Here is a 26515-nt window from a genome sequence, read left to right as displayed (position 1 = left end):
ATGATCAGGTGACCACTGGGACCGAACACGCCGAGACCACCGCATCCCCGTGGGACCGCGAACACCGGCGCACCACCGCCGCGATCGTCCTGCTGATCACCATTGGCGCCTTCGAGGCGCTCGGGGTCAACACGGCGATGCCGACGCTGCTGGCCGACCTCGACGCGACGCACCTCTACTCGTGGCCGTTCACCGTCTTCCTCTCGGCGACGCTGGTCTCCACCGTCGTCGGCGGGCGGGTGGCCGACCGGCTGGGGCCCGCCGCCGTCCTGTGGGTGGCGCCCGCGGTGTTCGTGGCCGGGCTGGTGGTGGCGGGGACCGCGGGCGACGTCACGCAACTGCTGGTCGGGCGGGCGCTGCAGGGGGCGGGGATCGGCGCCGAGATCACCGCCGTCTACGTGCTGATCGCCTCGGTGTTCCCCGAGCGGGCCCGGCCCGCCGCGTTCGCGGTGATGTCGTTGGCGTGGGTGGTCCCCTCGATCGTCGGCCCGGCGGCGTCCGGGCTGGTCGCCGAGCACCTCGGGTGGCGGTGGGTGTTCCTCGGGCTGGCGCCGCTGGCCGTGCTCGGCGCGGTGCTGCTGGTGCCCGCGCTGCGCGGACTGCCCCCGCACGCCGACACCGGGCCGGGCAGGCGGTGGCTCGTCCCGGCCGCGGTCGCCGCGGCCGTCGCCGTGCCGGTGACGAGCTGGGCGCTCGGGCGCACCGCGCTGTTGTGGCTGGGGGCGATCGGGCTGGTGGTGCTGGTGGTGGCGCTGCGGGTGCTGTTGCCGAAGGGGACGCTGCTCGCCGCCCGCGGGCTGCCCAGGGTGGTGCTGGCGCGGGGGTTGTTCGCGGCCGTCTTCTTCAGCGTCGAGGCGTTCGTCCCGTTGACCCTGACCGCCGTGCACGGGTACCCGCCCGCGCTGGCCGGGCTGCCGCTGACCCTCGGCGCGCTGGGCTGGGCCGCGGGGTCGCAGTGGCAGGGGCGGCACCCGGACACGCCGCGCACCAGCATCATCCGGTGGGGGTTCGCGCTGCTCGCGGTGGGGATGCTGCTGGTGGCGCCCGCCGCGCTGCCCGGCGGGCCGGGGTGGCTGGTCGTGGTGGCGTGGCTGTTCGCCGGGGCCGGGATGGGGCTGGCGTACCCGTCGGTCAACACCACCGCGCTGGCCGCCAGCGCGCCGAACGAGCGCGGTTTCACCTCGTCGGCGCTGCAGGTCGTGGACACCGTGGGCTCCGCGGCGGCGATCGCCCTGGGCGGGCTGCTGCTCACCTCGATCGCCTCGGCCGCCGAGCCGACCGCCGCCGTGCTGGCCCTCCTGCTGGGCTCGGTGGTCGTCGCGCTGGCGGGCGTGGTCCTGTTCCGCGACCGCGCCGCGGTGTGAGGTGGCTCGTTCCGCCGCCGCCGAATCGCGGTCTACCCTGGAGGCGCGATGACCTACCTCGACCACGCAGCGACGACGCCGATCCTCCCCGAGGCGGCGGTCGCTCTGACCTCGGCGCTGACCGGACTGGGCAACGCCTCCTCGCTGCACTCCTCCGGCAGGCGCGCCCGGCGCGCCGTCGAGGAGGCGCGCGAGACCATCGCGGGCGCGCTCGGCGCCCGACCGTCCGAGGTGCTGTTCACCTCCGGCGGCACCGAGAGCGACAACCTCGCCGTCAAGGGGATCTACTGGGCGCGGCGGGCGCAGGACCCGCGGCGGAACCGGCTGCTGGTGTCGTCGGTCGAGCACCACGCCGTGCTCGACACCGCCGAGTGGCTGGCCGAGCACGAGGGCGCCGAGGTCTGCCTCCTGGAGGTCGACGCGTTCGGCCGGGTGCACGCCGACACGCTGCGCGCGGCCATCGCCGAGGCCCCCGACCGGGTCGCCCTGGTCAGCGTGATGTGGGCGAACAACGAGGTCGGCACGGTCAACCCGGTCCGCGAGCTGGCCGAGGTCTGCGCCGCCCACGGCGTGCCGCTGCACACCGACGCCGTGCAGGCCGTCGGGGCGCTGCCGGTGGAATTCGCCGCATCCGGCGCCGCGGCCCTGTCGGTCAGCGCGCACAAGCTCGGCGGCCCCTACGGCGTCGGGGTGCTGCTGCTGGCCCGCGACGTGGCGTGCACGCCCGTGGCGCACGGCGGCGGGCAGGAGCGCGACGTGCGGTCCGGCACGCTGGCGGTGCCCTCGATCGTGGCGATGGCCGCCGCGGTGGCGGTCGCCGTCGACCAGCGCGTCGAGCGCTCGGCCCGGCTGGCCGCGCTGCGCGACGAGCTCGTCGCCGAGGTGCGGGCCGCGGTGCCCGACGCCGTGCTCAACGGCGACCCCGGCGGCTCCACCATGGACGGCGGACCGTCCCGGCTGCCCGGCAACGCGCACTTCAGCTTCGCGGGCTGCGAGGGCGACAGCCTGCTCATGCTGCTCGACGCCAGGGGCGTCGAGTGCTCTACCGGCTCGGCCTGCACCGCCGGGGTGGCCCGGCCCAGCCACGTGCTGCTGGCGATGGGCGCCGAGGCCCCGGTCGCCCGCGGGTCGCTGCGCTTCTCCCTGGGTCACACGTCCACGGTCGCCGACGTGCGGGCGCTGGCCTCGGCCATCGGCCCGGTCGTCGAGCGGGCCAGGAACGCGGGGCTGGCGGGCTTGCGCCGCCGGGCCGCCAAGTCGCTGGAGGTGTGAGGTGCGCGTGCTGGCCGCGATGAGCGGTGGGGTCGACTCGGCGGTGGCCGCCGCCAGGGCCGTCGAGGCGGGCCACGAGGTGACCGGGGTGCACCTGGCGCTGTCGGCCAAGCCGGGCACGCTGCGCACCGGCTCGCGCGGCTGCTGCACCGTCGAGGACGCCCACGACGCCCGGCGGGTGGCCGACCTGCTGGGCATCCCGTTCTACGTCTGGGACTTCGCCGAGCGGTTCACCGAGGACGTCGTCGAGGACTTCGTCGCCGAGTACGCCGCGGGCCGCACCCCCAACCCGTGCCTCAAGTGCAACGAGCGCATCAAGTTCGAGGCCCTGCTGGACAAGGCCATCGCCCTCGGCTTCGACGCGGTGTGCACCGGCCACTACGCCCGACTGGCCCAGGTGGACGGCCGCCCGGAGCTGCGCCGCGCCGTCGACCTGGACAAGGACCAGTCCTACGTCCTGGCCTCGCTGACCCCCGACCAGCTCGCGCACGCCCTGTTCCCCCTCGGCGACTCGGTGAAGTCGGCCGTCCGCGCCGAGGCCCAGACCCGCGGCCTGGCCGTCGCCGAGAAGCCCGACAGCTACGACATCTGCTTCATCCCCGACGGCGACACCCGCGGCTTCCTCACCGCCAAGCTCGGCGACCGCCCCGGCCACCTCGTCGACGACACCACCGGCACCGTCCTGGGCGTCCACGCGGGCGTCCACGGCTTCACCGTCGGCCAGCGCCACGGCCTCGGCATCGACGCCCCCGCCCCCGACGGCCGCCCCCGCTACGTCCTGTCCCTGGAACCCGTCTCCGGCACCGTCCGCGTCGGCCCCCGCGACCGCCTGGCCGTTCGCGAGATCACCGCCAACCGCCCCGTCTGGCCCTCGGGCGTCCCCCTGTCCTCCGGCGTCCAGTGCGTCGCCCAGGTCCGCGCCCACGGCGGGACCGCCCCTGCGGTGGCGGACGTGGTGGGCGGCAACCTGGTCGTGCGCCCCGAGGGCGAACTGACCGGCGTGGCCCCAGGCCAAGCGGTGGTCCTCTACCGCCCCGATCCGGCGGGCGACGTCGTGCTCGGCTCCGGGATGATCTCCGCGACCGCCTAGCGCGACACCAGATCCCGCCACACGCCGGGTGACCCCGTTCGGAGCAACGCCGGGAGATGCCCGACTTCGCCGCGTGACGGCGTTTTGCGGCCACGCGGACGGCGCTGTGGACGAAACCGCACGTCGGGCCGCACTGGTCTGTCCGAGTGAGGGGGTGACGGCGCGGTTCACGTTCAGTCATCCCCCTGATGGCCGAATCACAGCGCTCGTCACCCGTTACGCAGGCAGTTGTCGGATCGACGTATCTGGCGACGTGGGCCCTGCTCTACTACGGATGAGCAGGACCAGAGCGAACGGTGCCGGAACCGGGCACCGGTTGTGACCGACAACCCATGCGACCGGGGTGGCAGGACATGACGACTGTGGGGCTGAACGACAACGAGATCGCCGAGTCCGCGAGCGGCGAGGTGACCGGGCTGTCACAGGTGGTGGGCCTCGCGCCCGCTGTCCTCGTGCGCCACAGAGCCCGCTACCTCGACCCGGCGCGCGCGTTGCCCGGACGCGACCACCGCAGGCCGGACCCGACCGCCTACCGCTGCGACACCCTCATGGTGCCGCTGCGGGTGGCCCGCGACCCGGAGCTGATCAGGCGGTTCAACCAGGCGGTCGCCCCGCTCGGCGCGGAACTGGTCGTCCGCCTGCCCACGACGCCGAGGTGGGCCGGGGCCGAGGCCGGGTTCGACCCCGGCTTCGGCGTGCCCGTGCTGGTGCGCTGCCACGAGGACTCGCTGGCCGACGAGAGCCCGGACCCGTGGGCGGTCCTGGTCAAGCTGCGGCGCAAGTTCACCGACGAGGAGTTGGCGGGGATCGGGTTGGAGCACATCTCGCACGCGGCGGCTGTCCAGCTCGAGGGCGCGCCCTTCGGCAGCGGTGTCCCCTTCGGCTCGGGGGTGCCGTTCGGCTCCGGCGTCCCGTTCGGGTCCGGGGTGGGGGGCGGGGTCGCGCTGGCGACCGGCGCGCGCAACCCGGTCCGGGTCTTCCTGCCCCGGCCGCACCGCGTCACCGACCCGGCCGACCTGGCCTGCGGGCGGCGGCCGGTGGTGGCGGTGCTGGACACCGGCATCGGCGAGCACCCGTGGCTGCCCGTCGGCGAGGTCGCCGACGACCCGGTGGTCGAGGTCTCGACCGAGTTCCAGGAACTGCTGGGCGACCTGGAGCGCACCATGACCGACGCCAACGGCGGGACGATGCCGCCGCTGTGCTCGCCAGCCGAGGAGCGCGACGTCCTGCAGCAACTGCTCGGGGTCACCGACTCGCACTCCGGGCACGGCACGTTCGTCGCGGGCCTGGTGCACCAGAACTGCCCGGACGCGCGCATCCTGTCGCTGCGCGTGCTGCACACCGACGGCATCACCACCGACGCCTCCGTCCTGCTGGCGCTGGAGTGGCTGCGCAAGCGGGTGCAGGACGCGCTGGACAACGACATCCCCGAGCGGTTGGTCGACGTGGTGTCGCTGTCGCTGGGCTTCTACCCGGAGCAGACCGACCAGCAGACCGGGCTGCTGCTGACCGAGGCCGTCCGCAAGCTGACCGACCTGGGCGTGCTCGTCGTCGCGGCGGCGGGCAACGACGCCACCACCCGCCCGTTCGTCCCCGCGGCGCTGGCGCTCAACCACGACGGCTCCAACACGGCCAACCCCCTGCTGGTCGCCGTCGGCGCCCTCAACGCCTCCGGCCGCACCGTCGCCGCCTTCTCCAACGAGGGCGACTGGGTGACCCGCTGGGCCCCCGGCAACGCCGTGGTCTCGACCGTCCCCCTCTGGCAGGGCCCCGAGGGAGCCGCCCTCACCACCCCCGGCGACGGCAACCCCAGGATGCCCCGCTCGGCCCCCGACCCCGACGACCTCACCACCGGCTTCGCCGTCTGGGCGGGCACCTCCTTCGCCACCCCCGTCGTCGCGGGCATGATCGCCGACAACCTCGCCCGCCGCCCCGACGCCCCCTGCCCCGGCGACCGCTGCTCCCGCGCCAGTGGCGCCCTCTGCGCCACGGACGACCAGCTACGCGGCCTGGGCTGGCTCACCGACTGAGACGGGCTGTGGTTCCCTGGCGCGCTCGCGGGTGTGCAGCCGGTCCCGCGGGCGGGCCGGGGACTGTTTCGAGTTGTCGACAGGCATGATCGGCTTCGGGTTGGGCTGGGGGCCGCCCGAGTGGTCGATGCCGCTCACTTAGTGTTTTGCCTGGTTGGGCGGGTGTGGTGGGGCGGCAGCGCCCGGGTCTGGTGTCGCACTGTTTCGGGGTGTTGGGGTGGTCGTGAACACGGTCGGTTCGGATGGGTCCCGCGGCTTGTTGTGAAGTGTTTGCGAGCGGTTTTCTCGGATTGATTCGGTGTCGGCTTTGTTCGTGCCGCTGAGATCCCTGGTGGTGCGTGGCCGGGATTCCTGGTCTTCGTTTGCCCGCAGGGCCGTTTCCTGGGCATGACTTGGCGGGCTGTTTCGGAGTTGTCCACAGGCATGATCGACTTTGGGGTATGGATCGGGTGAGGCCGGTAGAATGGGCTGAGGGCCGCCCCCGGTGGTGTGGTGGGGTTTGGTGTCGCGCGAGGGGGCGGGGTTCGGCATCGCGCGGGTCAGTGGGGTCGGGTGTGGTTCAGGCCGGTGGGGTCGGCGGGGTGGTCGGTGCGGGTTGTCGGGGGTTGAGGGGCTGGGGTCCGGTTCGAGGGGCTGATCAGGTCCGGGGCGGGGGCAGTAGGGTCTGGTGCCATGGCCGGTGGCTCGCAGTCCCACGCGCGCGGGCGAGTGCTGCGCCGGGCGTCGGGGCTGCGGGAGCGGGCCAGCAAGGCCGTCTACGACTACGAGTTCGCCAAGTCGCGGGCGTTGGTGGATCAGGCGCTGGCGGTGCTCGATGGGGCTGAGGAGCCGGGGCACCAGGAGTTGATCCCGGTGCGGGTGCACGTGTTGATCACCGCCTCCTACGCCGACATCGAGGCGGGGGAGATCGAGCGGGGGCTGGGCAGGCTCGACAGCGCCGATGGGCTCGTGGGGGAGATCGCGGACGCTGTCGTGCGCAAGCGGATGCGGTTGTTGTCGCAGGAGCAGCGGGGGTTCCTGCTGATCCGGGTGGGCAGGCCGGAGGAGGGCGTGCGGGCGCTGGGGCCGATCGCCGAGGAGTTGGAGGCTGATCTCGCCGAGGGGGTGGGGGATCCGGGGCTGTTGGCGATCACCTACCTCAACAGCAGCCTCGGGCACATCCTGCGCGCCCGGCCGGACGACGCGATCGCCGAGGCCCGGCGGTGCATCGAGGTGGCCGAGCGGCACGAGGCCGATCCGACGATCGCCATCAAGGCCAGGCACAACCTGGGCTACGTCGCGTTCATGGCGGGCGACATGCCCACCGCGCTGTCGGCCTACGAGGAGTCCGCGCGCATCTGCCGGGACCGCGCCCCCACGCTGCTGCCCGTGATCCGCATCGACCAGGCGCGCGCGCTGCTGGCCGCCGGGCTCGCCGACGAGGCCGCGCGGGGGCTCGACGAGGCGTTGCCGGAATTGCGCAAGCAGCGCGGTGGGCAGGACGTCGCCGAGGCCGAGGTGACCCGGGCCGCCGCCGCGCTCCTGTTGGGGGACCAGGGTTTCGCGCGCAAGCGGGCGTTGGCCGCGCACACCGCCTTCACCCGGCGGGGCAACGGGCGGTGGGCCACGATCGCCCGCCTGTCCGCCGTGCGCGCCCAGGTCGACGCCGCGGTCAAGCACGGGACGGGGGTGCCGCGCGGCTTGGTCGGGCGGGCGGTGCGGCTCGCCGAGGACCTGCGCGGGCTGCGGCTCGACGACGAGCAGGCGCTCGCGCTGCTGCTGGCGACCCGGTTGCAGGTGCGGCGCGGGAACCTCGGCGCGGCAAGGGAACTGCTCGCCCAGGTGCCGCGCTTCCGCGCCACCACGCCGATCGACCACCGGATGCTGCTGCGGCTGTGCCGGGCCGAGCTGGCCGTGCGCTCCGGCGACCCCGGGGCCGCGCTGCGCCAGGCCCGCGCCGGGCTCGACGAGCTGGGCCGGGCCCGCGACCGGATGGGCGGCATCGAGCTGGTCTGCGGCACGGCCGTGCACGGGCAGGAGCTCGGCGAGCTGGCCGTGCGCCAGGTGCTGCGCGGGCGGCGGCCCGACCCGCGCGCCCTGTTCGGCTGGCTGGAGCGCACCCGCGCCCAGGTCTACCGCTACGAGCCGCTGCCGGTGACCATGCCGCCGGAGGTCGCGGAGAAGGCCGCCGAGGCGCGCAACGTCCGCCGGGCCGCGCAGTCGTTGCGGCTCACCGGCCGCTCCACCGCGCACCTGGACAAGCAGACCACCGCGCTGGAGCGCGAGATCGCCCGGCACGGCTGGGCCTCCGGCGAGCTGGGCGACGCCCGGCCGGTCGCCGACGCCGCCGCCGTCGCCGCGGCGCTGGGGGACCGGGCGCTGGTGTCGCTGGTCGCCTCCGACGGCGACCTGGTCGCCGTGGTCGTCACCGCGGCGCGCAGCCGGATGCTGCGGCTGGGGTCGTTCGCCGCGGCGGTGGAGCTGGCCAAGCGGCTGCACGCCGACGTGGACGCGCTCGCGCCGGACACGCTGCCGCCGCCGATCACCGAGGTGGTCAAGGGCTCGGCGGCGCGCACCGCGGGCAAGCTCGACGAGCAGGTCGTGCGGCCGCTGCTGGACGTCGTCGGGGAGCGCGAGCTGGTCGTGGTGCCGACCGGCGGGCTCTACGCGGTGCCGTGGGGGAGCCTGCCCTCGCTGCTCGGGCGGCCGGTGGTCGTCGCCCCGTCGGCGACCGCGTGGCTGACCGCCGAGCTGGCGGGCCCCCGGCCGGGGCGCACCCTGCTGGCCCGCGGGCCGGGGCTGACCGGGCGGGTGGCCGAGGGGCAGCCGCTGCTCGAGACCTACCCCGGGGCGCTGGTGCTCGACGAGGACCAGGCCACCGTCGCCGAGGTGCTCGCCGCCCTCGACGGCGCGGAGCTGGCGCACCTGGCCGCGCACGGAGCGCACGAGGCCACCAACGCCCTGTTCTCCCGCCTGGAGCTGGCCGACGGGCCGCTGTTCGCCTACGAGCTGGCCCGGCTGCGCCAACCGCCCCGGCAGGTCGTGCTGGCCGCCTGCGAGCTGGCGATGAACCACATCCGCCCCGGCGACGAGGCGCTGGGCTACGCGGGGGCGCTGCTGGCGGGCGGCGTGCGCACGGTCATCGCCGCCGCGACCAGGGTCGGCGACACCGCCGCGGCGACGGCGATGGTCGACTACCACCGGCGGATCGCCGCCGGGGCCGCCCCCGCCCGCGCGCTCGCCGCGGCGGTGGCCCAAGATCCCTACCGGCGGCCGTTCATCTGCCTCGGGGCGGGCTGAACCGGCGGTTCGCCGAGAGGAACCGGGCAAAACGGGTGTGGACAGCCGGTCCCACCGGTCCTTACGATCAGCGCCCTGTGTCTCAGGACACACCCCGCCCGTCGACAACCGAGAGGCAGTGCGATGAGCAGCCACCTCACCCTCTGCGAGGCCTTCCAGTCCACGGCCGAGCGCAACCCGTACCTGGTGGCCCTGCGCACCCCCGGGGACGCGGTGTCCATCACCTGGCGCGAGTACGACCGGCGGGTGCGCCGGATCGCCGCCGGGCTCGCCGCGCTGGGCGTCGGCCGGGGCGACACGGTCGGCCTGATGCTGACCAACCGCCCGGAGTTCCACCTGGTCGACGCCGCCGCGCTGCACCTGGGCGCGGTGCCGTTCTCGGTCTACAACACCAGCCCCGCCGAGCAGTTGGCGTACGTGTTCGCCAACGCGGGCAACACCTTCGTCGTCACCGAGCAGGGCTTCGTCCCCACGCTGCGCGAGTCCGGCGAGCAGCTCCGGCTGATCTGCCTCGACCCGGGCGTGGCGGGGACGCTGTCGCTGGCCGAGGTCGAGGAGGGCGGCGCGCCGGACTTCGACTTCGACGCCGCCTGGCGCGCGGTCGAACCGGGCGACCTGGCCACGATCATCTACACCTCGGGCACCACCGGCCCGCCCAAGGGCGTCGAGCTGTCCCACGCCAACGTGCTGGCGGTCAGCGCGGCGGTCGAGGACGCCTACGACTTCAAGCCGGGCGACCGGGCGCTGTCGTTCCTGCCCTCGGCGCACATCGCCGACCGGGTCGTCTCGCACTACGCCTCGCTCATGTTCGGCGTCGTGGTGACGACGGTGGCGGACCCCAAGCTGGTCGCCGCCGCCCTGCCCGACGCGCGCCCGCAGATCTTCTTCGCCGTCCCGCGCGTGTGGCAGAAGTTCAAGCTGGCCATCGACACCGCGCTGGCGGCCGAGCCGAGCGCGGCCAAGCGCAAGATCGCGGCGTGGGCGGTCGGCGTCGGCGCCCGGCACAACGCGCTGCTGCGCGAGGGCAAGCCCATCCCCGGCGCGCTGGCCCTGCGGCACCGCCTGGCCGACAAGCTGGTCCTGGCCAAGCTGCGCGAGAAGCTCGGCCTGGACGAGACGAAGCTGTGCGCGTCCGGCGCGGCCGCGATCCCGCTGGAGACCCTGGAGTACTTCTGGGGCCTGGGCATCAAGATCTACGAGATCTGGGGCATGTCCGAGACCGCGGGCCTGGGCACCTCCACCCGCGAGGGCCACCTGCGGCTGGGCAGCGTCGGCCGGGCCGTGCACGGCACCGAGGTCGTCCTCGCCGAGGACGGCGAACTGCTCATCCGCGGCGGCTCGGTCATGACCGGCTACCGCAACGACCCCACCCGCACCGCCGAGACGGTCGACGCCGAGGGCTGGGTGCACACCGGCGACATCGGCACCATCGACGACGACGGGTTCGTCAGCATCGTCGACCGCAAGAAGGAGCTGATCATCAGCTCCTCCGGCAAGAACATGTCGCCGACCAACATCGAGAACTCGATCAAGGCCGCCAGCTCCGTCATCGGCCAGGTCGTGGCGATCGGCGACGACAAGCCCTACGTGAGCGCGCTCATCGTGCTCGACGCCGACGCGGCCGCCGCGCTGGCGGCCGAGCACGGCACCGCCGACTCGCCCGCGGCGGTCGTCGCCCACGACGGCGTCCGCGACCTGGTGGCCGCGGCGGTCCGCGCGGGCAACGCGAAGCTCTCGCGCATCGAGCAGGTCAAGCGCTTCCGCATCCTGTCCGCGGTCTGGGAGCCGGGCGGCGACGAGCTGACCCCGACCCTCAAGCTGCGCCGCAAGCCCATCGCGGAGAAGTACGCGCACGACATCGACGACCTCTACGCGCCGTCCCCGACCCGCGAGACGATCGACCTCGGCTGACCCGTCCGTCCACCGTGCCCGTCCTCGTCCGCGAGGGCGGGCACGGTGCTGTCCGAGCCCCGACGGACGGATTCGGTGACCAATTCCCGCGCACGGGCAACCTCGGGTGATCACCGGACGTCTTCGCAAGTGAACTGGGGTGGTAGGGCCTGGATAAGACTATCCCCTCGGTGTATACACTCTGTTCCTACCGGGTGTGCCGCCCGGACCGCTATCCCTTGGGGGGACCCAGTGACCCGACGACCACTCATCCCGCTCGTCGCCACCGCCGTGCTCGTCGCGGGCTGCTCGGCGGGCGCCGCGGAGCAGCCCGTCCCCAGCCTCGAGCAGCGCGGGACGACGCTGACGACCGCGGAGCTGGCCAGGCAGGACCTGTCCAACAAGGTGAGCCTGACCGGCAAGGTCGTCGTCAACCCGGTCTTCGGCCTGGTCGCGCCCGTCGACGGCGAGATGCGCTACCTCGAGGTCAAGGACAGCAAGGGCACGCCGACCAAGCCCACGCGGGCCGGGACGGTGTGGCTCAAGGGCAAGCCCACCCCGGTCGACGTCCCGGCCGGGGCCACCTTCGCGGGCAGGCTGGTCGACGACCGGGCCACGGTGACCGCGGGGATGCCGGTGGTGTCGGCGAAGCACGGCGGCTACGGGCTCGTCGCCGACATCGACGGCGCGCAGGCCTACACGCTCTCCGACGGGCTGGCGACGGTGAAGGCGCAGATCGCCAACGGCCCGGGGCCGTTCGACTGCGCGGTGCTCGGGACCATCGCCGCGCTGCCGCCGGGGTCCATCCCCGAGCCGCCCGCGCCCCCCGCCGCCCCGCCCGCGCCGCCCGGGGACATGCCCCCGGTCCCGCCCGTCGCGGGCATCGAGCGGCCCAAGGACACCCGCTCGCCGTCCGAGGCCACCGGTATGCGCCTGGTGTGCACGCCGCCCGCCGACGTGAAGCTGATCAACGGGGCCACCGCGACCCTCGAGGTCGTCACCGCGCGGGCCACCGGCGTGCTCGTCGCCCCGGTCGAGGCCGTGGCGGGCAAGCAGGGCGCGGGCAAGGTCGACGTGCTCGGCCCCGACGGCTCCCGGCAGACCCGCGACGTGGTCCTCGGGATCACCGACGGCAAGGTCGTGGAGATCAGGTCCGGCCTGACCGGGACCGAGAAGCTCGCGGTGCCGGGTCCCAGCCTGCCCGCGCCGCAGCAGCCGGGCCCGGTGGGCTGAGGCATGACCGCCCTCATCGAGCTCTCCGGCCTGAGCAAGACCCTGACCGGGCAGGGCGAGCCCCGGCCGATCCTGTCCGGTGTGGACCTGACGGTGAACGCGGGCGACAGCGTGGCCATCCTGGGCCGCTCCGGCTCCGGCAAGAGCACGCTGCTCAGCGTCATCGGCCTGTTCGACCGCGCGGACAGCGGCCAGTACCTGCTGGGCGGCGCTGACATCACCCGCGTCCCCGAGCGCCGCGCCGCCCGGCTGCGCAGCGCCGAGTTCGGGTTCGTCTTCCAGCGGTTCTTCCTGCTCAAGCACCTCACCGCCGCGCAGAACGTCGCGATGGCCCTGGTCAACGGGCAGGGCTGGGAGTCGCGGCGCACCCGCCGGGCCAAGGTCATGGCCGCGCTGGACCGCGTCGGCATCGCCCACCTGGCCAAGCAGCGCCCGCCGCGGATGTCCGGCGGCGAGCAGCAGCGGGTCGCGATCGCGCGGGCCCTGGTGCGCGAGCCCAAGGTCCTGCTCGCCGACGAGCCGACCGGCGCGCTCGACACCGAGACCGGCGCGCTGGTCATCGACGCGCTGCACTCGGCCACCGACCGCGGCTGCGGGCTCATCCTGGTCACCCACGACCACGCGCACGCCAACCGGATGCACCGCGTCGTGCGGCTGACCGAGGGCGTGCTGCGCGCCGAGCCGCGGGGGGTGGCGGTCTGATGGCGCTCTCCGGTCGCTTCCGCTCCGCGCTGGTCATCGGCGGGCAGAGCATCCGCGCCCGCAAGCTGCGCACCCTGCTGTCGATGATCAGCCTGTTCCTCGGCGTGCTCGCGGTGGTCGCGGTGCAGGCCGGGTCCGAGATCGCCAACCGCGCGCTGCTCGCGGACATCGAACTGCAGCAGGGCAAGGACGGCAGCCTCCGGGCCGGGCTGCCGCCCGGCCCGGACACCGTGGCGATCACCACGGACCTGCTCGCCGACCACCCCGGGATCGTCGGCGCCACTGAGACCAGCGCGGTCATCGGTGAGCCGGGCACGACACCGATCAACCCGGGCGCGCAGCCGTTCAAGCACGCCAGCCGCGACCAGGGCGGCTACGCCGTCCGGTGCGACGCCAACGGCATGTGCACGCAGGTGATGGACGACTCGCCCGCCCCACCCGGCGAGGCCATCGAGGTCCGGCTGGTCGGCGTGACCGGCGACATCCGCCAGTTCCGCCCCTTCCCGCTCAAGTCCGGCGAGTGGCTGTCCTTCGACGGCGAGCCCTCGCTGTCCCCGCGCCTGGTGCTCAACCAGGAAGCCGCCGACGGCTTCGCCGCCCACCCCGTCCCCGCCCAGATGCGCGTCCCCGGCGCCAGCGCCGACACCACCCCCCGCATCACCGGCGTCATCGACGACGGCGGCTACGCCCCCACCGCCTACATCCGCGCCGACGAGCTGTTCACCTGGCTCAACCCCGCCGACGCGGGCAGCGACCCCCGCACGGGCCAGGGCACCATGATGCAGCTCTACCTGTGGCCGTCCGACCAACCCGCCTTGCAGACCCTCACCGCCCGGCTGTCGGGCGCGGGGGTCGACGTCACGCACATCTACACCTCACCGGTCGACTCCCGTGACCGCATCGGCAGCCAACTGGACGTGATGCGGTGGATCTTCCTGGGCATGGCCGCCCTGGTCCTGCTGATCGGGGTCGCGGGAATCCTGAACGTCGGTCTCGCCACCGTCGGCGAACGGGTCGAGGAGTTCGCGCTGCGGCGGGCGGTGGGGACGCCGAGGGTACTGCTGGCGGGCATCGTGCTCGCCGAGACGCTGATCATCGGCTTGCTCACCGCGGCGGCGGCGGTCGGTGCCGGGGCTGCGGCGTTGGAAGTGGCTTCGACGCTGTTCGGTCCGTCTGAGCCGCTCTTGGCCGATGTCTCGTTCCCCTGGCAGGCCGGGGTCGCTGGTGTGGTCGCCGGGGTGGCCGCGGGGATTCTCGGTGGGCTGTTGCCCGCCATCCGGGCGGCTGGGATTCCCATCGCCACGGTGATGCGGGCGTGAGCCTGTTCGAGGGAAGAGGTCGTTGAGTCTTTCCGCCCAGCGCCACCACCGCGGCTGCGACAGTGCCAGGGGCAGCCGCGGTGGTGGCGCTGGGTCTTGCATGTGGTCTTGAGCAGGTCACCGGTGGCTTTGCAGAATCGACATGGCTGATCGGCGGACTGCACGCCAAATGGGAATCCACGTGCTCACGGCGACGGCGATGAGCGCACCGGGGATGAGGACGGTGATGTAACTGGCTGTCGGAAGCGCCAACGTGCGGTACGAGACGCCGTCGGGGATGTCGGTGGCCGCCGCCCTGCCGACCAGCAGGGCCACCGCGAAGCACCCGAGGACTCCCAACACACACCCCAGGAGTGCGGCCAGCAGGCTTTCGCCCGCGAACGCCGCCGCGATCGTCGCCCGTCGATACCCCAGGCTCTTGAGGATTCCGATCTCGCGGTAACGGCCCGCCATCAGCGCGCGGACCATCGAGAAGACCAGGACGAGTCCGACGATCGAGCCAAGCCAACGCATCGCCTTCGCGACTCCGGCAAAGCTGTCGAGGGATCGGGGCAGGCTGCCGTCGAGTTGGACTCCCGCGCTGGCCAGATACTGTTTCGCCTGGATAGCAGCGAGGACGTCGGAGGTGTCGACACCGGTGTCGGCCAGGACGCTGACGCGGGTGAAGCCCCCGCGGGGGACGCCGGATTCGACCGCGCCACCGGTGCCGTCCAACCACTGGTCGGTGACCTCTGGTGGTGCGTAGACGGGGTTGCGGCCGTCGAGTTGCCAGTGCTCGTCGACGAGCCCGACCACTGTGACGGTCTCGGTCTGGGACCGGGTCTCGCCCGGCGCGACGGAGACGTTGCGGACCAGCGGCATCGTCGTGCCGAGCCGATCGCTGGTGCTCACGCCGTCAACCACCGCGGGAATCGCGACCTCGACCCCGGTGGGCGTGCCATCGGGAAGCCTGCCGTCACGAAGTGGCGGCTCGACCACGGACGAGACTGGCACGACGGTGACGGGAACCGCGTTGGCGCTGTCGGTCAGGACGAGGTCTCCGCTGAGGAAGTAGTGCCCGCTGACGCCCTCGACGCCCTTGATCGAGACGAGGTCCCGCAAGGCCGCCGTGTGCAGTTCGCCGGACCCACCCCCGGTGAAACTGGGCTCAACGGTGATGAGGCGCTCCCCCACCCCGTTGCCGATGCTGTCGCGAACGACCCCGGAGAAATTGTCGGACACCACCAGTCCCGCGCCGCCCACGCTGAGGACGAGACCGACGAGAACCGTGAGGAAGACATAGCGCCGCCACATCCCTCGAAACCCGACCAGTGCGAGCTTGACGATGCTCATGGGTCAGCCGACCTCCCCACCGAGGCCCGTGGCGTCGATCCTGACTCGCCTGGTCGCCCAGTTCGCGACGTGGTCGTCGTGGGTCGCGACCACGACACACGCGCCGCCAGCGGCGCCGGATTCGATGAGACCGAGAACGACGTCCCGGTTCTCCCGGTCCAAACTGGCCGTCGGCTCGTCAGCGAGCACCAAGGCGGGCCGTTTTGCCAACGCGCGCACCGCGGCCACACGCTGCTGCTCCCCGAGCGACAGGGATCGCGGATACGCGCTCATCGCCGCACCCAGTCCCACCGAGGCGAGCATCTCCGCCGCGTGCGGCAGCGCGCCTCGCCCCGAACCCAGCTCGATGTTCGGAAGACAATCCCGATCCGCTCCCGCAGCAGCGCAGAACGCTGACCAGCCGACAACGACGAGACATCGCTACCGAACAAGCGCAGCGAGCCGCAGTCAAAGTCCGTGATCATCGCCAGAACGGACAACAACGTGGTCTTTCCCGAACCGGACCGACCGGTCAAGGCCAGGATCTCCCCTTCGGGGAGAGACAGGTCGAGGCCCTGGATCACCGTGCGCGCGCCCCAGCGTTTCGTGAGTCCATGAGCCTGTACCGGTAGCTGGTTCACCAACCTCGACGCCCCCCCGTCGCTCGGAGTCCGGGAATCTGCCGTAGCGGACCCCGGCCACACACAATCACCCCCGCGAGCCTCACCAGGAGTCCGGCGGCTCCAAGAACGCCTTCCCCAGATCCCGAGCAAGGGCCATCGCCTGACGAGCCCACCCCTGAGATGCCCCAGCCATCCCACAGGTAGGCGTGGCGACCGCGCGCGTGGCCAAGAAGGTCCGATCGAACCCGAGCCTGTCCACCAGCCGCAACGCGGGCGTGGCCACCTGGCGGAGCGTGACCGGAACACCCGGGTCCGTGCTGGGGACCAGCCCCAGGAACATCGTCAACCCCGCGTCCCACGCCTCCCCGAACTGGTCGGTCAAAGCAGCCGGGATGCCCTCGAGCAGGGTCGCGTCCAGCGCGAGCGCGTCGGCGCCCGCCGCGCGGAGGAGGTCGATCGGCGGGTGGGGGGCGCAGCAGTGCGCGATCACCGGCTGGCCGGAGGCCCGGCGGGCGGCTGAGACGAACCGCTCCAGCACCTCCGTGGCCTCCGGGGCGGGGACCGGGGGGACCATGCCGTAGCCGGAGGCGGTGGGCAGCGACCCGGCGAGCACGGCGGGCAGGCCGGGTTCGTCGACCTGGACGACCACCGGGGCGCCGGTCCGCCTGGTGATCTCGGCCACGTGGCGGGTCAGGCCCTCGGCGAGGGAGTCGCCGAACTCGCGCAGCGCGCCGCGGTCGGTCAGGACGCGGTGGCCCCGGGGGAGTTCGATGCCCGCGCCCAGGGTCCAGGGGCCCGCCACCTGGACCTTGACCGCGTTGGGGCGCCCGGCCCGCTCCACGGCCTCGTCGAACGCGTCGACGTCCCGGCGCAGCAGGTCGTGGGCCCGCCGGTGGTCGCCGCCGGGGTGGGCCGTCACCCGGTACCCGGACGGCACGACCTCGACGGCCAGGTCGACCAGCAGCGCCGCCGCCCGGCCGATCATGTCCGCGCCCAGGCCCCGGCCGGGCAGTTCGGGCAGGTGCGGCAGCGCGGGGAGTTCGCCCAGCACCACGGCGGCGGCTTCACGGGGGTCGGCGCCCGGCAGCGAGCCGACTCCGGTCGCGGCTCCGGGGGCCCAGGGTGCGGTGGTCACCCGTGCAGTGTGGTCGATGGCACGGGTGCCGGGGTGGAGGGGGCGGGCTTATCTTGGGGTGAGTCTGACGGAGGGTTGGTCGTGGATCAGGAAGACGTTGCCCGGGCGGCTGAGCGGATCGCTCCCTATGCCCGCTGGACCCCTCTCGTGCGGGTGGCGGTGGAGGGGCGGGACGTGCTCCTCAAGCTCGACCACATGCAGCTCAGTGGGTCGTTCAAGCTGCGCGGCGCGCTGAACGCGCTCTTGGGCGCGGACGAGCGCCCCACCGCCGTGGTCACCGCGTCCGGCGGCAACCACGGCGCCGCTGTCGCCACGGCCGCCCGGCTGCTGGGGATCCCCGCGACGGTCTACGTGCCGGAGTCGGTGCCCGCCGCGAAGGCGGCGACGATCGAGCGGCAGGGCGCGCGGCTGATCCGGCACGGCGCCTGCTACGCCGAGGCCGCTGCCGCCGCCATGGCCGTCGAGGACGCGGCGTACGTGCCCGCCTTCGACCACCCGCTCGTCGTCGCGGGCCAGGGCACCTGCGCCGCCGAGATCCTCGCCGAGGCCCCCGAGGTCGAGTCGGTCTTCGTCGCGGTGGGCGGCGGTGGGCTGGCGGCGGGCACGGCGCTCAACGGCCTGCCGGTGGTCGCCGTCGAGCCGACCCGGTGCCGCGCGCTGAACGCCGCCATCGAGGCCGGGCGCCCGGTCGAGACCGACGTCGACTCCATCACGGCCTCGGCACTGGGCGCGAGCAAGCTGGGCCAGGTGCCCTTCGACGTGCTCTCCGGCGCGAAGGTCGAGTCGGTCCTGATCGGGGACTCGGCGATCGTCGCCGCACGCGACCTGCTGTGGCAGGAGTTCCGGCTCGCGGTCGAGCTGGCCGCCGCCGCCCCGCTGGCCGCCTGGCTGCAACGCCGCGACCCCGGCCTGGCCGCCTTGATCATCTGTGGCGGCAACGCGGACTGGGTCCCCGCCTGAGCAGTCGGCCTCGGCGCCTGTGGCTCGACGGGAGCCTTTGGGCCGGAGCGCGTCTGGTGGCCTCAAGTTATCCACAAGCATGATCGACCTCGGGATGCCAGGCGGGTGAAGCCGGTAGAACGGGTATCGGGACGCCCCCAGTGGACAATGCCACTTACTTAGTGTTTTTCCTGGTTGGGCGGGTGTGGTGGTGGACGGTGTGGGGGTCCGGTCGGTGTCGACTTGCTTGGTCGTCTCGCGCACGGGGTTGGTGGGTGAGGCGACCGGATGGGCTCGGTTCTGCCGCCCCTGCTCGGGACCTCGTACTCGGGGACCCGAACCAGGGGTGTGGTCGACAGGCACGGTCGTGCGGTGTTCTCGCGTTCGGAACGCTTCCACGCCTCGATCTCCGCGGCCGCCATCACCACGCACGCCCCCACGCTGGGCTAAGTAAGCGGCATTGGGCCCCCGGTGGAGTTGTCCACAGGCATGATCGACTTCAGCGTGCCGAACGGGTGAAGCCGGTAGAATGGGCTGAGGGCCGCCCCCGGTGGTGTGGTGGGGTTTGGTGTCGCGCGGGGTGGGCTGGTGGAAAGGCGATTGGGTCCTGGTCGGGGCTAGGCGTGGTTGATGGGGGGCTTGCGTTGGTGGAGTTCGTGCTGCGTCCATGAACGGTGGCCGGTTTGGTGACGCGTCGGTCGGGGGTTGGGGAATGTGATCGTGGTGGCGTCCGGCTGGGTGGATGGCAGATCCGGTTCGAGGTGCGGCGGTTGACAGGTTACGAGGGCCGGCGCTTGCGGCGGATCGCGCGAGGAGGAACAGGCTCAGCGGTGCGGCTGCGACAGCTCCTGACGCCATGATCCGACGTGCTCGGTGTGGGCGAATCCGGTCAAGGCGCACGCGGTCCGCGCCTGTCGATTCCGGTCTACCTCCGCTGGCGCGACGCCAACGCCGGTGAGGGACTGCTCGACCCGCGTCCCACTCTGCCGCCGGGGCAGGTCAGCGGGAGCGCAGCAGGCCGCCCAGGACGTCGCGGTTCATGCGGGAGATGGTTTCCAGCGGGATGCCCTTGGGGCACACCGCCGTGCACTCGCCGGTCTGGGTGCAGCCGCCGAAGCCCAGGTCGTCCTGGGCCTGTGCCATGTCCCGTGCGCGGCTGGTCCGTTCCGGCTGGCCCTGGGGCAGGAGGCCGAGGTGGGTCACCTTGGCGGCGGTGAACAGGGAGGCGGACCCGTTGGGGCAGGCGGCCACGCAGGCGCCGCAGCCGATGCAGGCGGCGGACTCGAAGGCCTCGTCGGCGTCCGGCTTGGGGACCGGGACGGCGTGGGCCTCGGGGGCCGAGCCGGTGGGGGCGCTGATGTAGCCGCCCGCCTCGACGATGCGGTCCAGGGCGGAGCGGTCGACCACCAGGTCGCGCACGACCGGGAACGGGTGGGCGCGCCACGGCTCGACGACGACCGGGTGCGCGGGGTCGAAGGAGCGCATGTGGAGCTGGCAGGTGGTCGTGGCGCGCTGCGGGCCGTGCGCCACGCCGTCGATCATCAGGCCGCACATGCCGCAGATGCCCTCGCGGCAGTCGTGGTCGAAGGCGACCGGCTCCTCGCCGTCGAGCACGAGGCGCTCGTTGAGCAGGTCCAGGGCCTCCAGGAAGGACATGTCCGGGGTGATGCCGTCGACCTCGTAGTCGACCAGGCGGCCCTCGGCGGCCGGGCCGTCCTGTCGCCAGACGCGCAGGGTGTAGTTCACCGGTAGCTCCTCACGGTGGGTTTGACGGTCTCGAAGACCAGGTCCTCGCGGTGCAGCACCGGCCCCGCGGGGGTGTGCTCCCAGGCGGCGACGTAGGAGAACGCGTCGTCGTCGCGGCGGGCGTCGCCCTCGGCGGTCTGGCTCTCGACGCGGAAGTGGCCGCCGCAGGACTCGGTGCGGTGCAGGGCGTCCACGCACATCAGCTCGGCCAGCTCCAGGAAGTCCGCGACCCGCCCGGCCTTCTCCAGCTCCTGGTTGAGCCGGTCGCCGCTGCCGGTCACCTTGACCCGCCGCCAGAACTCCGACCGCAGCTCCGGGATGCGCGCGAGCGCCGTGCGCAGGCCCTCGTCGCCGCGCTCCATGCCGCACAGGTCCCACATGAGCTTGCCCAGCTCCCGGTGGAACGACTCCGCCGTGCGGTCCCCGTCGACCGCGAGCAGCGCGGCGACCACCGCCCGCACGCTGTCCTCGGCCTCGTCGACCGACTCCGCGGACACCTCGCCGAACGGGCCGTCGGCGAGGTAGTCGCCGATGACCGCCGGGAGCACGAAGTAGCCGTCGGCCAGGCCCTGCATCAGCGCGCTGGCGCCGAGCCGGTTGGCGCCGTGGTCGGAGAAGTTGGCCTCCCCGATGACGAACAGGCCGGGGATGGTGCTGCGCAGGTCGTAGTCCACCCACAGCCCGCCCATCGTGTAGTGCACGGCGGGGTAGATGCGCATCGGCACCGCGTAGGGGTCCTCGTCGGTGATGCGCTGGTACATCTCGAAGAGGTTCCCGTACTTGGCCTCGACCGCGGCGCGCCCCAACCGCGTGATGGCGTCGGCGAAGTCCAGGTAGACCCCCAGACCCCCGGGCCCCACACCGCGCCCCGCGTCGCAGACAGCCTTCGCGGCCCTGGACGCGATGTCGCGCGGGACGAGGTTGCCGAAGCCCGGGTAGAGGCGTTCGAGGTAGTAGTCCCGCTCGTCCTCCGGGATGTCGCCGGGGGCGCGGGGGTCGCCTGCCTGCTGCGGCACCCACACGCGCCCGTCGTTGCGCAGGGACTCGCTCATCAGGGTCAGCTTCGACTGGTGGTCGCCGCTGACCGGGATGCACGTCGGGTGGATCTGGGTGAAGCACGGGTTGGCCAGGTACGCGCCGCGCTTGTGGGCGCGCCAGATGGCGGTGGTGTTGCAGCCCTTGGCGTTGGTGGAGAGGTGGAAGACGTTGCCGTAGCCGCCTGTCGCGAGCACCACCGCGTCCGCGAGGTGGCTGGAGATCTCACCGGTGACCAGGTCCCGGACGACGACTCCGCGCGCGCGTCCGCCGTCCACGATGAGGTCCAGCATCTCCGTGCGCGGGTGGGATCTCACCGTTCCCGCGTGGATCTGGCGGGCCAACGCCTGGTAGGCGCCCAAGAGGAGCTGCTGCCCGGTCTGCCCCCGCGCGTAGAAGGTGCGGGAGACCTGCGCGCCGCCGAATGACCGGGTGTCGAGCAACCCGCCGTACTCGCGCGCGAACGGGACGCCTTGGGCCACGCACTGGTCGATGATCTGGGTGCTCACCTCCGCCAGCCGGTGGACGTTGGATTCGCGCGAGCGGAAGTCGCCGCCCTTGACGGTGTCGTGGAAGAGCCGGTGCACGCTGTCCCCGTCGCCCCGGTAGTTCTTGGCGGCGTTGATGCCGCCCTGGGCGGCGATGCTGTGCGCGCGGCGGGGGCTGTCCTGGTAGCAGAACGAGGTGACCTGGTAGCCCAGCTCGCCCAGCGTCGCGGCGGCGGAACCGCCCGCGAGGCCGGTGCCGACGACGATGACCTTGAGCTTGCGCCGGTTCGCCGGGTTGACCAGTCGCGCGTCGAACCGCCTGCGCTCCCAGCGGGTCTCCAGCGGACCGTCGGGGGCACGCGTGTCAGTGATCGGCGCGCCTTCGCGGTAGTGGGACACGGTCTTACCTCACGATTCCGAAGAGGACGGCGAAGGGCACGGACAGGAAACCGGCGGTGATGGCCACGGACACCCCGAGCGCGGTGGCCTTGACCGCTTTCGCGCGGGCGGCGCTGGCCACGCCGAGGCTGCGCAAGCCGCTGTAGATGCCGTGCCGCAGGTGGAAGCCGAGTGCGACCACGGCGACGGTGTAGGCGAGGACCACGTACCAGCGCTGGAAGTCCGCCACGATGTTCGAGTGGACCTCCCCCTGCACCCCGTGCGGGTTGAGCACCCCCGCGGTCAGGTCCAGCAGGTGGTAGACGACGAACAGGGCGATGATCACGCCACCCCAGCGCATCGTCCGCGCCGCGTAGCTGCCCTGCACCTTCGGCCTGCGCTCGTACCCCGCCGGCCGTGCCCGCCTGGCTCTCCTGGCGAGCTGGATCGCCGCCGTCATGTGCGCGGCGACCGCCACCAGCAGCGCGGTCCGCACGATCCACAGCAGCCCGCCGTGGGGGAGGATCGGCTGGCCGAACTCGCGCAGGAAGGCGCTGTAGCCGTCGATCGACTCCTGACCCGCGAACGCCTTGAGGTTCCCCACCATGTGAGCGACGACATAGAGCAGCAGGACCGCCCCCGAGACGGCCATGACCGCCTTCTTGCCCACCGTGGACGACCACAGCCTGCCCACCGTCGTCCGGCTCTCCGGCGGCCTGGCCGGAACGCTCTTGAGTGCCATGCCGCCAGCTTCGCGGCCCGCTCACGAGACGTCCAATATATGAATCAGCTCGTCTCGATAGGTTCAGGCTATCCTCGCGTGGTGACGCTCCAGCAGCTCGTCTACTTCCTCGCCGTCGCCGAGACCCGGCACTTCACCCGCGCGGCGGAGCGGGCCAGGGTCGCGCAGCCGTCGCTGAGCAAGCAGATCCACGGCTTGGAGAGCGAGTTGGGCGCGCCGTTGTTCACCCGCGCCCGGGGCAACATCGCGCTGACCCCGGCCGGTGAGGCGCTGCTGCCGGTGGCCAAGCGCATCCTGTCTGATGTGGACACGGCCCGCCAGGAGGTGGCGGAGCTGGTGGGGTTGCGGCGCGGGCGGATCCGGCTGGGCGCGACACCGTCGCTGTGCGTCGGTGTGCTCGCCGACGCGCTGCGGATGTTCCACGACCGGTACCCGGGGATCGAGCTGGTGGTGGAGGAAGGGGGCTCCCGGGACCTGACGGCGGCGCTGCTGGGCGGGGACCTCGACCTCGCGCTGGTCATCGTCCCGCCGCAGGGGGTCGATCCCGCGCTGACGAGCACCCCCGTGCTCGGGGAGCACCTCGTCGTCGCGTCCTCGCCGGACCTGGACCTGCCGGAGTCCTTCCCGCTGGCGGTGCTGCGGGACTACCCGATGGTGATGTTCCGCCGCGGCTACGACCTGCGCGAGACGACCCTGCAAGCCTGCCGCGCCGCCGGGTTCGAGCCGCGGTTCGCCGTCGAGGGCGGGGAGATGGACGCCGTGCTGCGGTTCGTGGAGGCGGGGCTGGGCGTCGCCCTCGTCCCCAGCCTCGTGCTGCCGGGGCGGCGAGGATTGCGGGCGACGTCGTTGCGGGCCCCTGGGATCCGCAGGAAGGTGGCGCTGGCCCACCGCACGGACGTCCCGCCCACCGCCGCCGCCCGCGCGTTCCGATCCGTGCTGTTCGAGCACCTCGACGCCTGGGTCGCCGCCGACGCCGTCCCCGTAGGTGTCGAACTGACCCCGGAAACGCCTGCGGTGCGGGCACAATCGTGGACATGAGCTGGTTCCGGAAGAAGAAGGCGACCCCCGTCCCGCCCGCCGCCCCAGACCCGCGCGAGGCGGCCGCCGCGTTCTGGACCGCCTGGTTCGAGCTGCTGCCCACGATCTCCGCCGCGCTGGGCGACAACGAGCCGCACCGCGTGGAGAACCAGCTCTGCGAACTCGTCGCCGCCGTGCACCCGGACCTGCACTTCTCCCTCGAGCGGGGCTGGCGCTCGATCTACGCGCTGGTCGTCTCCGGCCAGGAGGACCCGGCGCTGCGGCCGGTCACCGACGCCTGGAAAGCCGCCGCGCCGCCGGACGACGCGATCTGGGAGTACCACGACTCCGTCCCGCCCGTGCCTGATCCCGATGGGGTGACGGTCAACCTCGGCCCGCACCGGGTTGCCCTCGCCGACATCCGCGTGCACGCCCAGGTCGACGCGGAGGCGGGCGTCGTCGACGTCGCCGTGCACCACCCGGTGCTCGCCCGGCTCGACCCGTCGGCCAGGGCGGCGATGACCTTCCTGCCCCTCGACGCCACGCTGGGCGAGCGCGTCGCGGGCGAGCGGCTGCGCAGGGTGGAGGCCGCCGAGGTCGAGCCGGACGGCAGCATCGGCCTGCGTGAACTGCGCGAACTCGTTGAGGGGATGGACGGCTAGAGCGCCGGGGAATGTCGGTGGGAGTCGATACGCTCACTTCGTGACCACCGCTGACCAGGACCTGCCGCGGGAGAACCCGGGTGGAGCCGCCGCCGAGGGCGTCGAGGACGTGCCCGCCGACGTGCGCGAGCACCACGCGGCCCTGTCCGAGGAACTCCTCGGGCACCAGTTCGCCTACTACGTGCGCGACTCGCCGACCGTCTCCGACGGCGAGTTCGACGCGCTGCTGCGCGAGCTGGCGGCCGTCGAGGCCGAGCACCCCGGCCTGGTCACCCCCGACTCGCCCACCCAGCGCGTCGGCGGCACGTTCTCCACCGAGTTCGCCGCCGTCGACCACCTCGAGCGCATGATGAGCCTGGACAACGCCTTCGACGTCGACGAGCTCGGCTCCTGGGTCGACCGGGTCGAGCGCGAGGCGGGCACGGGCGCGCACTACCTGTGCGAGCTCAAGATCGACGGGCTGGCCATCAACCTGCTCTACCGCGACGGCCGCCTGGTCACGGCGCTGACCAGGGGCGACGGTCGCACCGGCGAGGACGTCACGCTGAACGTGCGCACCCTGCGCGACGTGCCGGAGCGGCTCACCGGCACCGACGAGTTCCCGGTGCCGGAGCTGGTCGAGGTCCGCGGCGAGGTGTTCCTCCGGGTGGAGGACTTCACCGAGCTCAACGCCAAGCTCGTCGAGGCGGGCAAGCCGCCGTTCGCCAACCCGCGCAACACCGCCGCCGGGTCGCTGCGGCAGAAGGACCCCAAGGTCACCGCGTCCCGGCCGCTGCGGATGATCTGCCACGGCCTGGGCAGGCGCGCTGGGTTCGAGCCCGCCACCCAGTCCGAGTCCTACCGCGCGCTGGCGGCGTGGGGGCTGCCGGTCTCCCAGCACACCGTGGTCCTCGACGACCCCGGCGGACTCGCCGAGCACATCCGCTACTGGGGCGAGCACCGCCACGACGCCGAGCACGAGATCGACGGCGTGGTGGTCAAGGTCGACGAGGTGTCGCTGCAACGGCGGCTCGGGTCGACGTCGCGGGCGCCGCGGTGGGCGATCGCGTTCAAGTACCCGCCGGAGGAGGCCACCACCACGCTGCTCGACATCCGGGTCAACGTCGGGCGCACCGGCCGGGTCACCCCGTACGCGGTGATGACCCCGGTCAAGGTCGCGGGCTCCACAGTGGAGATGGCCACCCTGCACAACGCCTCCGAGGTGGCGCGCAAGGGCGTGCTCATCGGCGACCGGGTGGTCATCCGCAAGGCGGGCGACGTCATCCCCGAGGTGCTCGGCCCGGTCGTCGACGCCCGCCCCGACGACGCGCGCGCCTTCGTCATGCCCACCGAGTGCCCCGAGTGCGGCACCGAGCTGCGCCACCAGAAGGAGGGCGACGTCGACATCCGCTGCCCGAACGCCCGGTCCTGCCCCGCGCAGCTCCGCGAGCGCATCTTCCACCTGGCCGGGCGCGGCGCCTTCGACATCGAGGTGCTCGGCTGGGAGGCCGCCGCCGCGCTGCTGTCCTCCGGGGTGGTCACCGACGAGGGCGACGTGTTCTCCCTCGACGAGCAGGCCCTGTCGCGGGTCGAGCTGTTCCGGACCAAGGCGGGCGAGCTGTCGGCCAACGGCCGCAAGCTGGCGGCCAACCTCGACGCGGCCAAGGACCGTCCGCTGTGGAAGGTCCTGGTGGCCCTGTCGATCCGGCACGTCGGCCCCACCGCGGCCCGCGCCCTGGCCCGCGAGTTCGGCTCGGTCGACGCCATCGCCGAGGCCACCGAGCAGCAACTGGCCGACGCCGAGGGCTGCGGGCCGATCATCGCGGCCTCGGTCCGCGACTGGTTCGCCGTCGACTGGCACCGCGAGGTCGTGCAGAAGTGGCGGGCTGCTGGGGTCCGGCTGGCCGAGGAGACCGACGACGCCCTGCCGCGCACCCTGGAGGGCCTGTCGATCGTGGTGACCGGCAGCCTGGACGGCTTCTCCCGCGACGAGGCCAAGGAGGCCATCATCGCCCGCGGCGGCAAGGCGTCCGGCTCGGTGTCCAAGAAGACCGCGTACGTCGTCGTCGGCGAAGCCCCCGGCACCAAGCACGACAAGGCGGTCTCGCTCAAGGTCCCGGTCTTGGACGAGGACGGCTTCCGCGTCCTGCTCGCCCAGGGACCCGAGGCCGCTACGGCGGTGGCCACTGTTGGTGATGGGTCCGCTGAGGGGTGAGTGGAGGTGTCAGGCGGGGGCTAGTTGAGCCTTCGGCGGGGGATGGCGCTGGGAGACCTGGGTGGG

20 protein-coding genes are annotated in these 26515 nt (G+C 73.0%); 13 read left to right on the top strand and 7 right to left on the bottom strand.

Annotation, left to right across the window (positions count from 1 at the left end):
- Positions 1 to 8: 8 nt before the first annotated feature.
- From GCL84_RS01320 to GCL84_RS01280, 9 genes are all read left to right on the top strand, one after another.
- On the top strand, positions 9 to 1364 hold the full coding sequence (locus GCL84_RS01320) for an MFS transporter (RefSeq protein ID WP_235925913.1): 1356 nt from the start codon (positions 9 to 11) through the stop codon (positions 1362 to 1364).
- 48 nt (positions 1365 to 1412) lie between these two features.
- Positions 1413 to 2636 carry a cysteine desulfurase family protein gene (locus tag GCL84_RS01315; protein WP_156753460.1) on the top strand — a complete coding sequence of 408 codons (1224 nt, stop codon included), beginning with the start codon at positions 1413 to 1415 and terminating at the stop codon, positions 2634 to 2636.
- Between the two features lies 1 nt (position 2637).
- Positions 2638 to 3726, top strand: a complete 1089-nt coding sequence (gene mnmA / locus GCL84_RS01310; RefSeq protein ID WP_156753459.1) for a tRNA 2-thiouridine(34) synthase MnmA — start codon at positions 2638 to 2640, stop codon at positions 3724 to 3726.
- A 353-nt stretch (positions 3727 to 4079) separates the two neighbouring features.
- Positions 4080 to 5756 carry a S8 family peptidase gene (locus GCL84_RS01305; protein WP_156753458.1) on the top strand — a complete coding sequence of 559 codons (1677 nt, stop codon included), beginning with the start codon at positions 4080 to 4082 and terminating at the stop codon, positions 5754 to 5756.
- Positions 5757 to 6428: 672 nt separating this feature from the next.
- Complete coding sequence (locus tag GCL84_RS30520) at positions 6429 to 9035, top strand: CHAT domain-containing protein (RefSeq protein WP_156753457.1); 2607 nt, start codon at positions 6429 to 6431, stop codon at positions 9033 to 9035.
- 123 nt (positions 9036 to 9158) lie between these two features.
- Positions 9159 to 10946, top strand: coding sequence for an AMP-dependent synthetase/ligase (locus tag GCL84_RS01295; RefSeq protein WP_156753456.1), 1788 nt, complete (start codon positions 9159 to 9161; stop codon positions 10944 to 10946).
- Positions 10947 to 11177: 231 nt separating this feature from the next.
- The gene (locus GCL84_RS01290) at positions 11178 to 12158 is read left to right on the top strand and encodes an efflux RND transporter periplasmic adaptor subunit (protein ID WP_197522940.1); all 981 of its coding nucleotides are present in this window, start codon (positions 11178 to 11180) and stop codon (positions 12156 to 12158) included.
- Positions 12159 to 12161: 3 nt separating this feature from the next.
- Positions 12162 to 12860, top strand: a complete 699-nt coding sequence (locus GCL84_RS01285) for an ABC transporter ATP-binding protein (RefSeq protein ID WP_156753455.1) — start codon at positions 12162 to 12164, stop codon at positions 12858 to 12860.
- Positions 12860 to 14179, top strand: a complete 1320-nt coding sequence (locus GCL84_RS01280) for an ABC transporter permease (RefSeq protein ID WP_156753454.1) — start codon at positions 12860 to 12862, stop codon at positions 14177 to 14179. The genes GCL84_RS01285 and GCL84_RS01280 overlap by 1 nt, the downstream gene beginning before the upstream one ends.
- 117 nt (positions 14180 to 14296) lie before the next feature.
- Here the strand turns inward: GCL84_RS01280 and GCL84_RS01275 are convergent, their stop codons facing one another.
- From GCL84_RS01275 to GCL84_RS01260, 4 genes are all read right to left on the bottom strand, one after another.
- A complete protein-coding gene (locus GCL84_RS01275; RefSeq protein ID WP_156753453.1) occupies positions 14297 to 15511 on the bottom strand; it encodes an ABC transporter permease in 1215 nt (404 codons plus the stop codon).
- Between the two features lie 3 nt (positions 15512 to 15514).
- Positions 15515 to 15814 (bottom strand): ATP-binding cassette domain-containing protein, encoded by a 300-nt coding sequence (locus GCL84_RS30515; RefSeq protein WP_156753452.1) that lies wholly within the window; start codon positions 15812 to 15814, stop codon positions 15515 to 15517.
- Complete coding sequence (locus tag GCL84_RS30895; RefSeq protein WP_407924348.1) at positions 15781 to 16074, bottom strand: ATP-binding cassette domain-containing protein; 294 nt, start codon at positions 16072 to 16074, stop codon at positions 15781 to 15783. The genes GCL84_RS30515 and GCL84_RS30895 overlap by 34 nt, the downstream gene beginning before the upstream one ends.
- Before the next feature lie 139 nt (positions 16075 to 16213).
- A complete protein-coding gene (locus GCL84_RS01260) occupies positions 16214 to 17248 on the bottom strand; it encodes a uroporphyrinogen decarboxylase/cobalamine-independent methonine synthase family protein (protein ID WP_156753450.1) in 1035 nt (344 codons plus the stop codon).
- A gap of 81 nt (positions 17249 to 17329) precedes the next feature.
- On the opposite strand from GCL84_RS01260, the gene GCL84_RS01255 reads away from it, so the two are divergent.
- Entirely contained in the window at positions 17330 to 18208 is an 879-nt protein-coding gene (locus GCL84_RS01255) for a pyridoxal-phosphate dependent enzyme (RefSeq protein WP_156753449.1), read from the top strand.
- Positions 18209 to 19186: 978 nt separating this feature from the next.
- Here the strand turns inward: GCL84_RS01255 and GCL84_RS01250 are convergent.
- From GCL84_RS01250 to GCL84_RS01240, 3 genes are read right to left on the bottom strand one after another with little or no spacing between them, the layout of a single operon-like run.
- The gene (locus GCL84_RS01250; protein ID WP_156753448.1) at positions 19187 to 19933 is read right to left on the bottom strand and encodes a succinate dehydrogenase/fumarate reductase iron-sulfur subunit; all 747 of its coding nucleotides are present in this window, start codon (positions 19931 to 19933) and stop codon (positions 19187 to 19189) included.
- Positions 19930 to 21855 (bottom strand): fumarate reductase/succinate dehydrogenase flavoprotein subunit, encoded by a 1926-nt coding sequence (locus GCL84_RS01245; RefSeq protein ID WP_156753447.1) that lies wholly within the window; start codon positions 21853 to 21855, stop codon positions 19930 to 19932. Before GCL84_RS01245 ends, GCL84_RS01250 begins: the two co-directional genes overlap by 4 nt.
- 4 nt (positions 21856 to 21859) lie before the next feature.
- Positions 21860 to 22576 (bottom strand): succinate dehydrogenase cytochrome b subunit, encoded by a 717-nt coding sequence (locus GCL84_RS01240; RefSeq protein WP_156753446.1) that lies wholly within the window; start codon positions 22574 to 22576, stop codon positions 21860 to 21862.
- Positions 22577 to 22657: 81 nt separating this feature from the next.
- On the opposite strand from GCL84_RS01240, the gene GCL84_RS01235 reads away from it, so the two are divergent.
- Genes GCL84_RS01235 through ligA form a run of 3 tightly spaced genes read left to right on the top strand, consistent with a single transcriptional unit; the run spans position 22658 to position 26449 of the window.
- The gene (locus GCL84_RS01235) at positions 22658 to 23614 is read left to right on the top strand and encodes a LysR family transcriptional regulator (protein ID WP_156753445.1); all 957 of its coding nucleotides are present in this window, start codon (positions 22658 to 22660) and stop codon (positions 23612 to 23614) included.
- Positions 23611 to 24255: a hypothetical protein gene (locus GCL84_RS01230; protein WP_156753444.1), complete on the top strand. Its 645-nt coding sequence runs from the start codon at positions 23611 to 23613 to the stop codon at positions 24253 to 24255. The genes GCL84_RS01235 and GCL84_RS01230 overlap by 4 nt, the downstream gene beginning before the upstream one ends.
- A gap of 40 nt (positions 24256 to 24295) precedes the next feature.
- Positions 24296 to 26449 carry an NAD-dependent DNA ligase LigA gene (gene ligA, locus GCL84_RS01225; protein ID WP_156753443.1) on the top strand — a complete coding sequence of 718 codons (2154 nt, stop codon included), beginning with the start codon at positions 24296 to 24298 and terminating at the stop codon, positions 26447 to 26449.
- Positions 26450 to 26515 lie beyond the last annotated feature (66 nt).

It is taken from the genome of Actinokineospora pegani, assembly GCF_009745975.1.
GTDB lineage: Bacteria > Actinomycetota > Actinomycetes > Mycobacteriales > Pseudonocardiaceae > Actinokineospora > Actinokineospora pegani.
The sequence above is the reverse complement of the archived record's forward strand: the minus strand, read 5'-3'. Positions and strand labels throughout refer to the sequence as shown.

Bases quoted from the DNA above. Each gene is read 5' to 3' on its own strand.
- GCL84_RS01315 (WP_156753460.1), top strand. From the start codon at position 1,413: ATGACCTACCTCGACCACGCAGCGACGACGCCGATCCTCCCCGAGGCG.
- GCL84_RS01305 (WP_156753458.1), top strand. From the start codon at position 4,080: ATGACGACTGTGGGGCTGAACGACAACGAGATCGCCGAGTCCGCGAGC.
- GCL84_RS30520 (WP_156753457.1), top strand. From the start codon at position 6,429: ATGGCCGGTGGCTCGCAGTCCCACGCGCGCGGGCGAGTGCTGCGCCGG.
- GCL84_RS01295 (WP_156753456.1), top strand. From the start codon at position 9,159: ATGAGCAGCCACCTCACCCTCTGCGAGGCCTTCCAGTCCACGGCCGAG.
- GCL84_RS01285 (WP_156753455.1), top strand. From the start codon at position 12,162: ATGACCGCCCTCATCGAGCTCTCCGGCCTGAGCAAGACCCTGACCGGG.
- GCL84_RS01280 (WP_156753454.1), top strand. From the start codon at position 12,860: ATGGCGCTCTCCGGTCGCTTCCGCTCCGCGCTGGTCATCGGCGGGCAG.
- GCL84_RS01275 (WP_156753453.1), bottom strand. From the start codon at position 15,511: ATGAGCATCGTCAAGCTCGCACTGGTCGGGTTTCGAGGGATGTGGCGG.
- GCL84_RS30515 (WP_156753452.1), bottom strand. From the start codon at position 15,814: ATGCTCGCCTCGGTGGGACTGGGTGCGGCGATGAGCGCGTATCCGCGA.
- GCL84_RS01240 (WP_156753446.1), bottom strand. From the start codon at position 22,576: ATGGCACTCAAGAGCGTTCCGGCCAGGCCGCCGGAGAGCCGGACGACG.
- GCL84_RS01230 (WP_156753444.1), top strand. From the start codon at position 23,611: ATGAGCTGGTTCCGGAAGAAGAAGGCGACCCCCGTCCCGCCCGCCGCC.